Source organism: Streptomyces sp. NPDC005878, assembly GCF_040629815.1.
Lineage (GTDB): Bacteria > Actinomycetota > Actinomycetes > Streptomycetales > Streptomycetaceae > Streptomyces.
The window spans coordinates 1-14,415 of record NZ_JBEXWK010000047.1 but is presented as its reverse complement, the minus strand read 5'-3'; the positions used below and the strand labels follow the sequence as shown (position 1 = coordinate 14,415).

Genomic DNA, 14,415 nt, shown 5'->3' with positions numbered 1-14,415 from the left:
CGTGCGCCGTCCGTCCGCCCTTCGCCCGCCCGGCCCCCGTTCGCCGCCGGAAAAGATGAACATGCCGGTCGAGGTGCGCGATCGGGCGTGTTCGGAGCGGGTGTTCACCGCAGCGAAGCGAGCGGCGCGGGCCCGTCCCCCGGCCCCGCTCCCGGTGGACGTGGACATTCCCTTTCTGCCGTAAGGGAGTCGGCGGGCGCCTTGGCCGGCGGTGCGACACCTACCGTGCAATCGGTTTCTTTACCGAGCCCATAGAGAGTTCAATTCCGGCCTCGGCGACCTGACCCTTGTCGCTCCGGCGGGCCCGTGGTTAGGCTCCCGCTCGTTTCGAATCCTGCACACTTTCTTCGCAACCTGACCAACTGTGGGGTGGCTGTGCGCGAACCAGGGTTATCAGCCTTGGCAGCGGTGTCACCGGACGGGCCGACGCGGCCCGAACCGGTCGGCCCGAACCGGCGGCCTGCCGCGCCGGTGGGGTGCTAGTGGGCTCCGCCACGGCCACCGGCCGGGCCGCCGTCCGCGAGCCGCTGTCCCGCGACGTCCGGCTGTTCTGGTGCGCCAACGCCAGCGACGCGCTCGGCACCCAGGCCTCCGGCGTCGTCCTGCCGCTGCTGCTCCTGGGCCTCGGCCACTCCGCCGCGACCGTCGGGCTCGTCGCGGGCGTCTCCACCGCGGCGGGGCTGCTCCTCGCCCCGTTCGCCGCCGTGCCCGCCGACCGGGGCGCGCGCAAACCGGTGATGCTCTGGTCCGCCGTGGTCTCCGCGCTCGCCATGGGCGGGGTCGCCGTCGCCGCCGCCACGGGCCGTCCGCCGCTCGCCCTGCTCCTCGGCGCGGTCCTGGTGGAACGTTTCTCCACGGCGGTGTACGAGGCCGCGGCCGCCGGTACCGTCGCGCTGATCGCCCCGCCCGCCGACAGCGCCCGGGTGGTGGCCGGGCTCTCGGCCGGCGACCAGGGCGCCCTGGTCCTCGGCCCTGCCCTGGGCGGCGCCCTCTACCAGGCCTCCCGCGCCCTGCCCTTCGTCGCGGACGCGGTCTCGTACACGGTCACCGCGGTGTGCGTGGGCGCGCTGAGGTCGGACCTGCGGCCGGGGCACGGGCAGGCGGCGGGGACCGGACCGGCGCCGGGCCGGGGGGAAGCACCCGGGGAACCGGGACACGAGGACGCCACCGGCGCCCGGACCCCGGCCGGCACCCGCCGGGACCGCCCGCGCCGCCCCGCCCTCCGCGCCGAACTCGGCGCCGGGCTCGCCCTCGTCCGTACCTCGCCCTTCCTGCGGCTCGTGCTGATCTGGACGACCACCGTCAACGGCGTGATCGTCGCGCTGTACTACGGCGCCGTCTTCACCCTCCAGAAGGGCGGTCACGGAGGCGCCCCGATGGGACTCGTCCTCGCGCTCTCCGGCGCCGCCGGGCTCACCGGGTCGCTCGCCGCGCCCCGCGTCGTCGGCCGGATCGGCGCGGCCCGGCTGCTGATCGGCGTCTCCTGGCTGCTCGTGCCGCTCGCCGCCGCGCTGGCGACCGCGCGGGGACCCTGGACGTACGGCGGACTGTTCGGCGTGTTCTGCCTGCTGATGCCGCTGGTCACCGTGGTGCTCCAGTCCCGGGCGATCCAGGAGACCCCGCCCGCCCTCCAGGCCCGTACCGCCGCGGTCCTCGCCACCGCCGTCGGCGGCTCGGCCGCCCTCGCGCCCGTCCTCGCGGGGGCGTGCGCCTCCCGCGCGGGCACGGCCGCCCCCGCCGTCGCGAGCGCCGCTGTGCTCACCGTGCTGGCCTGCTGGACGACGTACGTACGGATACCGGCGCGGGGAGGCGCCGTATGACCGGCCGCTACCAGGTCTACCGGGCCGCCCTGCCCGAGGTGTGCGCCGCCGACCCCGCGCGGATGGCCTTCACCGGCGACGCCGACGGCCGCTGCGAGGTGTTCACCTGGGACGCCCGGTCCGGGCGCACCCGGCAGGTCACCGACCGCCCGCACGGCACCTTCCACCACGCCGTCGACCGTGACGGGCGGGTGTGGTGGTTCGACGAGGACGAACACGGCCGCGGGCACTGGCGGTTCCAGCCCTTCGAGGGCGGCCCCGACCGCCCCGGCCTGACCGGACCGCCCCCCGGCGAGCCGCGCGGCCTCGCCGTCGGCGACGACGCGACGGTCGCGATCGGTCTCGGGGACACCCTGACCACCGCCGTCCACATCGGCCCGCGCGGCGGCCCGGCCCGCGAGGTGACGCGCGTCGACGGGCACGCCACCCTGTCCGGCATCACCCCCGACGGCCGCCTCCTCGCCCTCAGCCGCGCCGCGGGCTCGGCCCTGGCCGTGACCGTACTGGCCGGCGACGGCACCACGCGCGCGGTGCTGCCCGGCGACGGCCCGCACGGCAGACTCTGGTGCCTGGGCTTCGCCCCCGCGGGCGACCGTGCCGAACTGCTCCTCGTCCGCGAGCGCGACGACCAGTACGTACTGGCGAGTTGGCGCCCGGACGACGACGGCGGCCCCGGAACGCTCACCACTCACTCCTGGTGCGCCTTCGACACCGAGATCACCGCCCGCTGGCACCCCGACGCGGGCTCGGTCCTCGTCCGCCAGGACCGCCACGGCCGCAGCACCCTGCACCGCGCCGACCTGCGCGCCCGCACGGTCGAACGCGTACCGACCCCGCGCGGCACCCTCCTGGACGCCGCGCCCCGCGCCGGAACCGACGTCCACTACCTCTGGACCGACACCGCGAACCCGCCCCGGCTCGCCTCCACCGCCGGGACCCCGCTGCCGCCCACGCATGGCATCACCGCCCCCGTACCCGGCGAGCACCGCGACCTGTGGACGCCCGGCCCCGACGGCCCGGTCCACAGCCTGCTCAGCCTGCCCGAGGACCGCCCAGGGCCCGTCCCCGCGGTGTTCCTGGTGCACGGCGGGCCCGCCGACCACGACCGGGACGCCTACGACGGCGTGGTCCACTCCCTCGTCGCCTCCGGCTTCGCCGTCGTCCGCGTCAACTACCGCGGCTCCACCGGCTACGGGCCGCGCTGGCGACGGGCCTTCGGCCAGGGCGTCGGGCTCACCCAGGTCGACGACCTCGCCGCGGTCCGCGCCGACCTGGTCGCGCGCGCGGTCGTCCGCGCCGACGCGGTCGGACTCTGGGGCACCTCCTGGGGCGGCTACCTCGTCCTGCTCGCCCTCGGGCTGCGCCCGGACCTGTGGCAGGCGGGCGTCGCGGTGAAGCCGGTGGCCGACTGCGCCGCCGCCCACCGCACCAGCACCCCGGCGCTGCGCGCCTTGGACGAGCGCTTGTTCGGCGGCACTCCCGAGGAGGTGCCCGAACGCTACGAGCGCAGCTCGCCCGTGCGGTACGCGGCCGCCGTGCGGGCCCCGCTGCTGGTCGTCGCCGCGACCCGGGACGCCAAGTGCCCGCCCGGCCAGGTGCGCGACTACCTCGCCGCGCTGCGCCACGCGCGCGTACCGCACGAGTCGATGTGGCTGGAGACCGGCCACGACGGCTACCAGGGCGAGCACCACGTGGCGGTCCTGCGCCGCGCCGTGCTCTTCCTCGACCGCGAGCTGCGCGGCCCCGACCGCGCGGCCGCTCCCCAGACTCCCCGCTCGGACCGGAGCGGGGATTCCGGACGGGTCCGCACCACGGTCCCCGCCGGAACAGGCACCACCCGACACGATGAGAGGAGTTCCCATGCAGAAGGACATCATCCAGAACGACCCGCTCGCGGGTGACGAGGAGAACCGCAAGCCGAGCGTCGGCGTGACCATCAAGGTTCCGTTCCGCAACGCCGAGGACGGCGAAGAGGACTGATCCCCGCCGGCCGGTCCGGCGGTCGAGACCGCCGGACCGGCCGGTGCCGGGCCCCGAGGCTCCGGCCCGGGGCCCGGGCCCCTTTTCCTTACGTCTGGGTACCCGCGAGGAGTCGACATGCGTGTTCTGCTGGTCAATATGCCCTGGTCGCCGATCGATCTGCCGTCGCTGGCCCTGGGAATCCTCAAACGCAGCGTCGACGAACGCGTGCCGGGCGCCCGGGCCGAAGTGCTGCACGCCAATCTCGAATTCACCGACTGGATCACCGAGCGCACCGCGTTCACCGCCGACGACTACGAGTACTACGCGCTCTCCTCCTATTTCATGGGCTGCGGCGACTGGGTCTTCTCCTCCGCCCTTTACGACGACCCCACCTGGCGCGACCAGGAGTTCGCGGACGCGATGAAGGGGAAAGTCCGCAAGTCCCGGCTGCGCATGTCCCAGGAACTGCACCGCGCGGTACCGGAGTTCGTGGAGATGATCGCCGAGCGGATCGTGGCGTACGGCCCCGATGTCGTCGGCTTCACCTCCACCTTCCAGCAGAACACCGCGGCCCTCGCCGCCGCCAAGCACGTCAAGCGGCTCGCCCCGCACATCGTGACCGTGATGGGCGGCGCCAACTGCGACGGCGAGCAGGGCGAGGCCGTCCACCGCAACTTCCCCTTCGTGGACCACGTCATCCGCGGCGAGGGCGAGTCGGCCTTCCCGCAGCTGCTCACCGCCATCGGCGAGGGCGCGGGCCCGGAGGCGTTCGCGGCGGTGCCGGGCCTGTGCCACCGGGGCGCCGACGGCGCGAGCGTGGCGAACCCCATGGCCACCAGCCCGCTCCCGCCCGTCGCGATCCTGCCCCCCGACTACAGCGGCTACTTCGAACGGCTCGGCACCTCGGTGGCCCGCAACTGGGTCGAGCCGAAACTGGTCGTCGAGGGGGCCCGCGGCTGCTGGTGGGGCGAGAAGCACCACTGCACCTTCTGCGGGCTCAACGGCTCCTTCATGCAGTACCGCTCCAAGACCCCCGAGACCTTCTACTCGGAGATCATGGAGCTCGCCCGGCAGCACCGCGTCCTCGACATGTACCTGGTCGACAACATCCTCGACATGGGCTACCTGACCACGGTCCTGCCCCGCATCATCGAGAGCGGCTACGACCTGCGCATGCACATCGAGATCAAGGCCAACATGCGCCGCAGCCAGCTCCGTACGCTCGCCGACGCCGGACTGATCTACGTCCAGCCCGGCATCGAGAGCCTCAACAACCGCGTTTTGGACCTGATGGACAAGGGCGTCAGCGGCTGCCAGAACGTCCGCATGCTGCGCGACGGCGCCGAGACCGGGCTCTCGGTCGCCTGGAACTACCTGCACGGCTTCCCGGGCGAGACCGCCGAGGACTACGACCCGGTCATCGCCCAGATACCGGCGCTCGAACACCTCAACCCGCCGGTCGACCTGTCCGCGCGCATCGCCATCGAACGCTTCAGCCCCTACTTCAACCGCCCCGAGCTCGGCTTCGACGGTCTGCGCCCCGAGGAGCACTACCGTTTCACCTACGACCTGCCCGAGTCCGAGCTCTACGACCTCGCGTACGTCTTCGAGGCCCCGCAGCGCGGTATCGGCGAGCCCACGGTGACCGCCCTCAACGACGCGCTGGACGCCTGGAAGAAGAACCACGCGGACGCCCGCCTCACCCACGCCGACCTCGGGGACCGCATCGTCCTGGTCAGCCGGCGGCGGATGTTCGCGTGGCGCGCGATGGAGCTGACCGACCCGTTCGAGCTGGTCGCCTTCCGCCTCCTCGACCAGCCGCACACGGCCGCGGCCCTCACCCGCAAGGCAGCCGCCCGGGCCAGGGACGCCGCCCGCGACGAGGGCGAGGTGCAGCGCCTCCTCGACTCCTGGGTCGCGCTCGGCCTGGTCTTCACCGACGGCGGCCAGTACGTCCACATCGCGCCCTCGGCCGTGAACGAGGACCTGCTGCGCCTGGACTTCATGCGCCACGCCCACGCGGCCCTCGACGCGGCCGGACAGCCGTCGGGCCCCGACTCCGCGGGCTCCGGGCCGGCCCGCCCCGAGCCCGCCCGCGCCGAGCCCGCTCCCGTATGACCGCGCCGCCCGCCGACCGCGAAGCCCGTCACAGCCGTAAGAGCCGGAAGACCGTACGAGCCGGAGGACCAGCCCGATGAGCACCGCCCTCACCCCGCGCACCGCGGCCCTCACCGTCACCGCCTGGCGCGACTACGACCCCGACGCCTGCGCGCTGCCCGGGATGCACCTGGGCGACCTCGAACTGACCGGCCCCGCGGGGGAGGAGGCCGACCGGCTGTGGGAGGCGGGCGTGCGCCGCGTCCGCCTCGCCGGGACGGTCGACCTCGCGGACCTGAGCACCCCGGACGCCGCCCGGCGAGCCGTACGCGCCCTGAGCCTGGCCCGCGACCTGACGGCCCGGGCGGTCCTGGTCGAGTGGAAGCTCCGGCTCGACCCGGCCGCCGACGCCGACACCTGGAAGCTGCTGAGCCATATCCAGCCACCGCAGCGCCTGGAGGGCCCCGCCGACGCGGCCGAAGCGCTGCGCCAATGGCGCGAGGGTCACTATCTGTGCAAGTGCCTGTGGCGCCAGGGGCCCGGTTTCGTCCAGATCCGCGACCGCCGCTGGGGCGACCTGCGCCGCTTCACCGCCGACGAGCCGGAGTACCACGAGGTGATCAAGAGCCTCGTCCACGGCGCCCCGGCCGACTCGGTCCCGCCCGCCGTCCTCGCCGACTTCCTCTCCGAGAAGCTGGTCCTGGAGGTGGGCGACCTGGCGTGGTGGCTGCCGTACCGGGTGAACCGCTGGATCCAGGAGGCGATGGCCATCTGAGGACCACCGCCTGGTCAGGCCAGCAGCCGCGCCCGGCACTCCTCCACGTCGAAGTCGCCCTTCGGATACCGCGGGTCGAGTGCGCGCAACTGCTCCAGGAGGAGCCGGCCGACCGCCCAGTTGCGGTACCACTTGCGGTCGGCGGGCACCACGTACCAGGGCGCCTCGTCCGTCGAGCACCGCTCCAGGGCGATCTCGTACGCCTTCCGGTACGCGGGCCACAGCGCCCGCTCGTCGAGGTCGCCCGGGTTGAACTTCCAGTGCTTGTCCGGGTTGTCGAGCCGTTCGAGCAGCCGGCGGCGCTGCTGCTCGGGGCTGATGTGCAGGAAGACCTTGACCAGGCTCACGCCGTCCTCCACGAGCGACTGCTCGAACCGGTTGATCTGCCCGTAGCGGCGCCCCAGCCGCCGGTGCGGGACCAGCTCGTGGACCCGGGCGATCAGCACGTCCTCGTAGTGCGAGCGGTCGAAGATGCCGATCTCGCCCGGCTGCGGCAGCGCCCGCATGATCCGCCACAGGAAGGGGTGGTTCAGCTCCTCGGGGGTGGGCACCTTGAACGCCCTGATCCGGCAGCCGGACGGGTTGAGCATGCCGATGACGTGCTTGACCGTGCCGCCCTTGCCGCTGGTGTCCATGCCCTGGAGCACCAGCAGCACCCGGCGCCGGTCGCCCGCCGTGCTAGCCGCGTACAGCCGCTCCTGGAGCCCGGCGAGCTCCTCGGCCATCCCGGCCGTCGCCGCGAGCCCCTCGGCCTTGTTCCCCGGCCCCGCCGGGACGGCGTCGGCCTCGAAGGCGGCGAGGTCGACGGGCTTGCCGCCAGGGACGCGCAGCAGCCGGCGCAGGTCCGGCTCCGCGGGCTGCTTCGCGCCCTTGCCGCTCTTGCCGCGCTTCTTCGCCACCGCGCACCCCTTCCCGTCGGTTCCCTCGATCGTGCGACGGAACGCGACGCGGCGCGAACGCTAACGGGCGAAGGGACCCGTCACCGCGAAGGTCGTTCCCGGCGTGTAGCAGTTGACGTACATCGTGTGCCCGTCCGGGGCGAAGGTGACCCCCGCGAACTCGCCCCATTCGGGGGAGCCGGGCTTGCCGATGTCCTGCCGCCCGCGCGCCATCGGGTACACCTTGCCGCGCCGGGTCAGTCCGAAGACGTGCTGGGCGCCGTTGCCGTCCTCGCACACCATCAGGCCGCCGTCCGGGGCGAGGCAGATGTTGTCCGGTGACTCGCCGGGCAGCTGGACGTCGGTGGCCGGGCCGAAGACGACGATCAGGGTGAGGCGGCGGTGCCTCGGGTCGTACCGCCACACCTGGCCGAAGTGGTCGGCGCCCGACCCCTCCGCCACGCGCGCGTAGCTGGAGACGAAGTAGACGCAGTCGCCGCTCCAGTAGCAGCCCTCCAGCTTCTGCGCGTGGGTGATGCCGCGCGGGCCGAAGTCCTGGAGCCGGATGGGCGTGCTGCGCGCCGACGGGTCGGGCACCGGCACCCATTCGATGCCCTCGAACCGCGTCCCGGGCTCCTGGACCACGGACAGGTCGGGTACGTCCGGGACGCGCATCGCCTCCAGGGCCCCGCCCGCCCGCAGGGAGCCCGTGCCGCCGAGCGGCCGGTGCGGCAGGAAGCGGTAGAAGAGCCCGAAGGGCCGGGTGAAGGCGTCCTCCGTCTCGTAGACGACACCGCGCCGCGGGTCGACGGCGATCGCCTCGTGCTGGAAGCGGCCCATCGCCGTGAGCGGTTCGGCCCCGGTGCGGCGCGGGTCGGCGCCGTCGACCTCGAAGACGAAGCCGTGGTCCTTGGTGTAGCCGTTGGTGCCCGCCCGGTCCTCGGTCTCCTCGCAGGTCAGCCAGGTGTTCCAAGGGGTACGGCCGCCCGCGCAGTTGACGGCGGTGCCGCTGATGGCGACCCGCTCGGACAGCACCCGGTTGTCGCGGTCGAGCTCCAGGGCCGTACAGCCGCCCTTGCCCATCGGGTCGTACACCAGTCCTTCGACGTGCGGGACCGGGATCGCGGCGGTCACCCGGTTCTCGTGGTTGCGCACCAGCCGGACGCCCCCGCGGGGCCCCGCGAACGCGGCCATGCCGTCGTGGTTGCTCGGCACCCGGCCCTCACCGGAGCGCAGCGGGTCCCCCTCGCGGGAGAGCACCCGGTAGCGGAACCCCTCCGGCAGATCGAGCAGACCGGCCGGGTCCGGAACGAGCGGCCCGTAGCCGCGCCGGCCGACGGCGGCCGCGGGGCTCCCGGCGAAGAGCTCGCCGACGGCGCCCGTGAAGGCGATCGCGACGGCCGAGGCGCCGGTGCGGGCCAGGATCTGACGTCGTGTTGCTCGTGCTTCGGACATGAGGCAACTCCCCTGTTGGCGGACAGGAAGACGTGACCCGCATGATCTATCACGCGATCAGGTGATAGGAGAACCATGCGGGCCGTGTCGCCTCAGGTGGCCGGAAAAGGCCGGTGACTCAGGCCAGCTCGGCGGTGAGCGTGATCGTCGTCCCCGTCAGCGCCTGGCTGACCGGGCAGTTCTTCTTGGCGTCCTCGGCCGCGGCGGAGAAACCCGACTCGTCCAGGCCCGGCACCTCGCCGCGCACGGTGAGGTGGATGCCGGTGATGCCCTCGCCCGGCTGGAACGTCACGTCCGCCTTGGTCTCCAGCCGGGTGGGCGGGTTGCCCGCGCCGGTCAGGGCGTGCGAGAGGGCCATGGAGAAGCAGCTGGAGTGGGCCGCCGCGATGAGCTCCTCCGGGCTGGTCTTGCCGTTGGCCTGCTCGGCGCGGGACGCCCAGCTGACCGGCTGCTCACCGATGCCGGACGAGTCGAAGGTGACGGTCCCCGAGCCCTTGAGGAGCTCGCCCTCCCAGACCGTGTGCGCCGTACGCGTGGTGGCCATGATGTTTCCCTTCTCGTGACTGAGGGGGCGCGGGGCCCCCTGTGCGCCAAACCTACTGCGCGACAAGCCCCTTCGCGTCGCGCGCGAGGGCGGTGAGCCGGGAGATCGCCCGGAAGTACTTCTTCCGGTAGCCGCCGTTCAGCATCTCGTCACTGAAGAGCCGGTCGAAGGGGGCCCCGGACGCCAGCACCGGCACCTCGCGGTCGTAGAGCCGGTCGGCCAGGACCACCAGCCGCAGCGCCGTCGACTGGTCGGGGACCGGCCGCACATCGGTGAGGCAGACCGCCTTCACCCCGTCGGTGAGCGCCCCGTACCGGCTGGGATGGACCCGCGAGAGATGGCCGAGCAGCCCGGGGAAGTCGTCGAGCGCCGCGCCCTCGGTCGCGTACGCGGCCTTGGTGACCTGCTCGTCCGAGAACGGCGCCGGGGCCTCGGGCAGCCCCCGGTGGCGGTAGTCCTCGCCGTCGATCCGCAGCGGGCGGAAGTGCGCCGACAGGCCCTGGATCTCCCGCAGGAAGTCGACCGCCGCGAACCGGCCCTCGCCCAGCTTGCCGGGCAGCGTGTTGGAGGTCGCGGCCAGCGCCACGCCCTGCTCCACCAGCTTGCCGAGCAGCGAGGACACCAGCACCGTGTCGCCCGGGTCGTCCAGCTCGAACTCGTCGATGCACAGCAGACGGTGCCCGCTGAGGGTGCGCACGGTCTGCTGGAAGCCCAGCGCGCCGACCAGGTTCGTCAGCTCGACGAAGGTGCCGAACGCCTTCAGGGAGGGCTCGGCCGGGGTGGCGTGCCACAGCGAGGCCAGCAGATGGGTCTTGCCGACCCCGTACCCGCCGTCGAGGTAGACCCCGCGCGGGCCCGCGGGCGCGGCGGGCTTGCGGGCGAACCACTTGCGGCGCCCGCCGCCGCTCGCGTGCGCGCCGCCCAGACCGGCCGCGAAGGAGGCGAGCGCCGTGACGGCCTCGCTCTGGCTGGGCTGGTTGGGGTCCGGTACGTACGTCTCGAAGCGGACCGAGTCGAACCGCGGCGGCGGCACCATCTCGGCGACCAGACGGTCGGCGGGGACATGCGGCTCGCGGGCGCAGAGCGACAGCGGGGCCGCTTGGGTTATGGGGCTGGTCGACACAGTTCCCCACTGTAAGCGCCGTGTAAGACTGCACGGATGCGACGCCTGTTCCCTGTGACCGACCAGACACCCGCCTGCGAAGACGGCGAGTGGTCGTTCGACGCGCTGGCCGAGGCCTACGCGTACCCCGAGACGGACGGCCCCTACCTGCGGGCCAACATGGTCTCCTCGCTGGACGGCGCGGGCCAGCACGAGGGCCGCTCCCACCCCCTGTCGTCCGACACCGACATGCGGATCTTCGGCACCCTGCGGGCGCTGGCCGATGTGGTCGTGGTGGGTGCGGAAACGGTACGCCAGGAGGGTTACCGCCCGGCCAGGGCGCGGGAGGTCTTCGCGGACCGGCGCGCGGCGGCGGGCCAGGGCCCGGCCCCGGCCATCGCGGTGGTCACGGCCAGCCTCGACCTGGACTTCGGCCTGCCCCTGTTCACCTCGCCGCTGGTCCCGACGATCGTGCTGACCGGCGCCGCGGCGCCCCCGGACCGGGTCCGCGAGGCGGAGGTGGCCGGCGCCGAGGTCGTGATCGCCGGTGACGGGCCGGGCGTGGAGCCCGACCGGGCCGTCGAGGCGCTGGCCTCGCGCGGGATGCGGCGGATGCTCACCGAGGGCGGCCCCCGCCTGCTGGGCCAGTTCGTGGCCGCCGGAGTGCTCGACGAGCTCTGTCTGACGGTGTCGCCGCTGCTGACCGCGGGCACGGCCCAGCGGATCGCCGGAGGGCCCGCGGTGAGCGCCCCTGAGCAGTTCCGGCTGGAGTCGCTGCTGGAAGAGGCCGGGTTCCTCTACACCCGTTACCGTCGGATCTGACAATCAGCGGAATTTGCCGTTCCGGTTAGCTCCGGTTGGGCACACTTACTCACGCAGACCCCGTGCGGGCACGGGGAAGGATGGTTTCCGCAGGGGCGGGTAACCACGTCGAGGCCCCGCTGCCTCGCGGGGTACCGCCGGAGTGAAGAGAAGGGCGTTTGTCGTGTTCACAAGCGTATTGATGATCGAGAAACCCCTGACCTCCGTGGACGTGGAATTCGTCACCACCCTGCACGGCGACGAGCCCGTCTCCTTCGTCGTGCTCATGCAGCCCCGCGGCGACCAGGACCGCCTCCTGCGCGCCATCGACGACGTGGCCCTCGGTGAACTCGACGAAGCCGTCCACGAGGCCGACGAACCCGAGGGTCCGGAGGCCCAGGCCCCCGCCGCCCGCGCCCTGGAGCACTCCCTTCAGTCCCTGCGCGCCGGCGGCAGCGCCGCCGTCGGCCAGCTCGTCGAGGACCACCCCCTGGACCTGCTGAAGTCCGTCGTCGACGAGGTCAAGGCCGACGAGGTCATCGTCCTGACGGCGCCCCACTACGTGGAGGAGTTCTTCCACCGCGACTGGGCCTCCCGCGCCCGCCACAAGGTCGGCGTCCCCGTCCTGAAGCTCTTCGCGCACAGCGAGGAGGCGCACAGCGAATAGGGTGATGGCTCACTGGACCGGCCGACCGGTCCAGTGCCGCCGGCCCTACCGGCCGGCACTCACTCCGTACGCCGCGCACCCCCGGGAGACACACGCAAATGGCACCCGCGATCCCCACCGCCATGGAACGGCCGCACTTCATCGGCATCGGTGGTGCCGGAATGTCGGGGATCGCGCAGATCCTGGCCCGACGCGGCGCCAAGGTCGCGGGCAGCGACGCCAAGGAGTCCGAGACGGCCGAGGCGCTGCGGGCACTGGGCGCCACCGTCCACATCGGGCACGCCGCCGAGCACCTCGCCGCCGACGCCACCAGCGTCGTCGTCTCCAGCGCCATCCGCGCCGACAACCCCGAGCTCGTCCGCGCGGCCGAGCTCTCCGTCCCCGTCGTCCACCGCTCCGACGCGCTCGCCGCGCTCATGGGCGGCCTGCGCGCCATCGCCGTCGCCGGCACCCACGGCAAGACGACCACCACCTCGATGCTCGCCGTCGCCCTCACCGAGCTGGGCCTCGACCCCTCGTACGCGATCGGCGGCGACCTCGCGGGACCCGGCACCAACGCCCGCCACGGCGAGGGCGACATCTTCGTGGCCGAGGCGGACGAGAGCGACCGCAGCTTCCAGAAGTACGACCCCGAGGTCGCCATCGTCCTCAACGTCGAGCTCGACCACCACGCCAACTACGCATCGATGGACGAGATTTACGAGTCCTTCGAGACCTTCGTCGGCAAGGTCGTCCCCGGCGGCACCCTCGTCGTCTCCGCCGATCAGTCGGGCGCCGTCGAGCTCACCCGCCGCGTCCGCGACCTCTCCTCGCTCAAGGTCGTGACGTACGGACAGGACGAGCACGCCGACGTACGCGTCCACAGGATCACCCCGCGCGGTCTGACCAGCGAGGTCACCGTCCTGCTCGGCGGCAAGTACCTGACCTTCACGGTCTCCGTCCCCGGCCGCCACTACGCCCTCAACGCCGTGGCCGCGCTCGCCGCCGGCGTCGCCCTCGGCATCCCGGCGCACAACCTGGCCTCCGCCCTCGGCAAGTACACCGGCGTCAAGCGCCGCCTCCAGCTCAAGGGCGAGGCCGCGGGCGTCCAGGTCATCGACTCCTACGCGCACCACCCGACCGAGATGACCGCGGACCTGGAGGCCATGCGCTCCGCCGCGTCCGACTCCCGGCTCCTCGTCGTCTTCCAGCCCCACCTCTTCTCCCGCACCCAGGAGCTGGGCACCGAGATGGGCCGCGCGCTCGCGCTGGCCGACGCCTCGGTGGTCCTCGACATCTACCCCGCGCGCGAGGACCCGATCCCGGGCGTCACCAGCGCACTGATCATCGACGCGGCCCGGGCGGCCGGCGCCGACGTCACGACCGTCCACGACAAGACGACGGTGCCGGACGTGATCGCGGGAATGGCCAGGCCCGGCGACCTCGTTCTCACCATGGGCGCGGGCGACGTGACGGACCTGGGCCCCCAGATCCTGGCCCGCCTGTCGAACTGAGGGAGTCCCTGCCATGGCGTACGAGGTCGAGAAGCCGGACGAGCAGTGGCGCGCGGAGCTGAGCCCCGCGGAGTACGCGGTACTGCGCCAGGCCGGCACCGAACCCGCCTTCGTGGGTGAGTACACGGACACCAAGGCGAAGGGCGTCTACTCCTGCCGGGCCTGCGGCGCGGAGCTCTTCACCTCCGAGACGAAGTTCGAGTCGCACTGCGGCTGGCCGTCGTTCTTCGACCCGAAGGACACGGACGCGGTGGAGCTCATCTCCGACCGCTCGCTCGGGATGGTCCGTACGGAGGTGCGCTGCGCCCGCTGCGGCTCACACCTCGGCCATGTCTTCGAGGGCGAGGGCTACCCGACCCCGACCGACCAGCGGTACTGCATCAACTCCATCTCGCTGCGGCTGACGCCGGACGAGGGCTGAGAGCGAATGACGCGTGACGCGGGGACCGGCGCGGTTTGACGCCGGTCCCGCAGGCGCGTAAGGTTCTTCGAGTTGTCACGGAGCCGGAACGGTTCTGCGACAGCCGTCCGCCGCAGACTTGCGGCAACCCAACTCAGCACGACCTCCTCACCGGAATGAATTTCGGCATGCCGAATTTTATTTCGAATGGGAGTGGACGACGCGAACGGCCCGATTAGGAGCCGCCCGGGGAATCCGCTAGAGTCTGGGACGTCGGAACGGCCCAACAGCCGGAAAGACAAAACGACTTGACCTGGGAGACCGGGAATCGGACACGAAAGAGTCTGATAGAGTCGGAAACGAAGGAAGCGCCCGGAGGGCCCGGAAACGGGAACGAAGGAAGCGTCCGTACCTTGAGAAC

The 14,415-nt window shown here is 72.7% G+C and carries 12 protein-coding genes; 8 read left to right on the top strand and 4 right to left on the bottom strand.

Features of this window, described 5'->3' with window-relative positions; all coding sequences use genetic code 11:
* Nucleotides 1-482 precede the first annotated feature (482 nt).
* The 4 genes from ABZ404_RS38040 (at nucleotide 483) to ABZ404_RS38025 (ending at nucleotide 6,654) form a co-directional block, all read left to right on the top strand.
* The gene (locus ABZ404_RS38040) at nucleotides 483-1,820 is read left to right on the top strand and encodes an MFS transporter (RefSeq protein WP_358836306.1); all 1,338 of its coding nucleotides are present in this window, start codon (nucleotides 483-485) and stop codon (nucleotides 1,818-1,820) included.
* On the top strand, nucleotides 1,817-3,721 hold the full coding sequence (locus ABZ404_RS38035) for an alpha/beta fold hydrolase (protein ID WP_358836305.1): 1,905 nt from the start codon (nucleotides 1,817-1,819) through the stop codon (nucleotides 3,719-3,721). The genes ABZ404_RS38040 and ABZ404_RS38035 overlap by 4 nt, the downstream gene beginning before the upstream one ends.
* A gap of 196 nt (nucleotides 3,722-3,917) precedes the next feature.
* Nucleotides 3,918-5,900: a RiPP maturation radical SAM C-methyltransferase gene (locus tag ABZ404_RS38030; RefSeq protein WP_358836304.1), complete on the top strand. Its 1,983-nt coding sequence runs from the start codon at nucleotides 3,918-3,920 to the stop codon at nucleotides 5,898-5,900.
* 76 nt (nucleotides 5,901-5,976) lie between these two features.
* Nucleotides 5,977-6,654, top strand: coding sequence for a DUF5825 family protein (locus ABZ404_RS38025; protein WP_358836303.1), 678 nt, complete (start codon nucleotides 5,977-5,979; stop codon nucleotides 6,652-6,654).
* A gap of 14 nt (nucleotides 6,655-6,668) precedes the next feature.
* On the opposite strand, the gene ABZ404_RS38020 is transcribed toward ABZ404_RS38025, so the two are convergent.
* The 4 genes from ABZ404_RS38020 to zapE all read right to left on the bottom strand — a co-directional run bounded on the left by ABZ404_RS38020 (nucleotide 6,669) and on the right by zapE (nucleotide 10,654).
* A complete protein-coding gene (locus ABZ404_RS38020) occupies nucleotides 6,669-7,553 on the bottom strand; it encodes a PPK2 family polyphosphate kinase (protein WP_358836302.1) in 885 nt (294 codons plus the stop codon).
* A 60-nt stretch (nucleotides 7,554-7,613) separates the two neighbouring features.
* Entirely contained in the window at nucleotides 7,614-8,987 is a 1,374-nt protein-coding gene (locus tag ABZ404_RS38015) for an alkaline phosphatase PhoX (protein ID WP_358836301.1), read from the bottom strand.
* Between the two features lie 118 nt (nucleotides 8,988-9,105).
* On the bottom strand, nucleotides 9,106-9,531 hold the full coding sequence (locus ABZ404_RS38010) for an OsmC family protein (protein WP_358836300.1): 426 nt from the start codon (nucleotides 9,529-9,531) through the stop codon (nucleotides 9,106-9,108).
* 52 nt (nucleotides 9,532-9,583) lie between these two features.
* Complete coding sequence (gene zapE / locus ABZ404_RS38005; RefSeq protein ID WP_358991619.1) at nucleotides 9,584-10,654, bottom strand: cell division protein ZapE; 1,071 nt, start codon at nucleotides 10,652-10,654, stop codon at nucleotides 9,584-9,586.
* A 36-nt stretch (nucleotides 10,655-10,690) separates the two neighbouring features.
* Between zapE and ABZ404_RS38000 the strand changes: the two genes are divergently transcribed.
* From ABZ404_RS38000 to msrB, 4 genes are all read left to right on the top strand, one after another.
* Nucleotides 10,691-11,455, top strand: a complete 765-nt coding sequence (locus tag ABZ404_RS38000) for a pyrimidine reductase family protein (protein WP_358837558.1) — start codon at nucleotides 10,691-10,693, stop codon at nucleotides 11,453-11,455.
* 181 nt (nucleotides 11,456-11,636) lie between these two features.
* Nucleotides 11,637-12,101 carry an indole-3-glycerol phosphate synthase gene (locus ABZ404_RS37995; RefSeq protein WP_358837557.1) on the top strand — a complete coding sequence of 155 codons (465 nt, stop codon included), beginning with the start codon at nucleotides 11,637-11,639 and terminating at the stop codon, nucleotides 12,099-12,101.
* Nucleotides 12,102-12,199: 98 nt separating this feature from the next.
* A complete protein-coding gene (gene murC, locus ABZ404_RS37990; protein WP_358837556.1) occupies nucleotides 12,200-13,594 on the top strand; it encodes a UDP-N-acetylmuramate--L-alanine ligase in 1,395 nt (464 codons plus the stop codon).
* Between the two features lie 13 nt (nucleotides 13,595-13,607).
* A complete protein-coding gene (gene msrB, locus ABZ404_RS37985; RefSeq protein ID WP_358837555.1) occupies nucleotides 13,608-14,015 on the top strand; it encodes a peptide-methionine (R)-S-oxide reductase MsrB in 408 nt (135 codons plus the stop codon).
* Nucleotides 14,016-14,415: the final 400 nt, after the last annotated feature.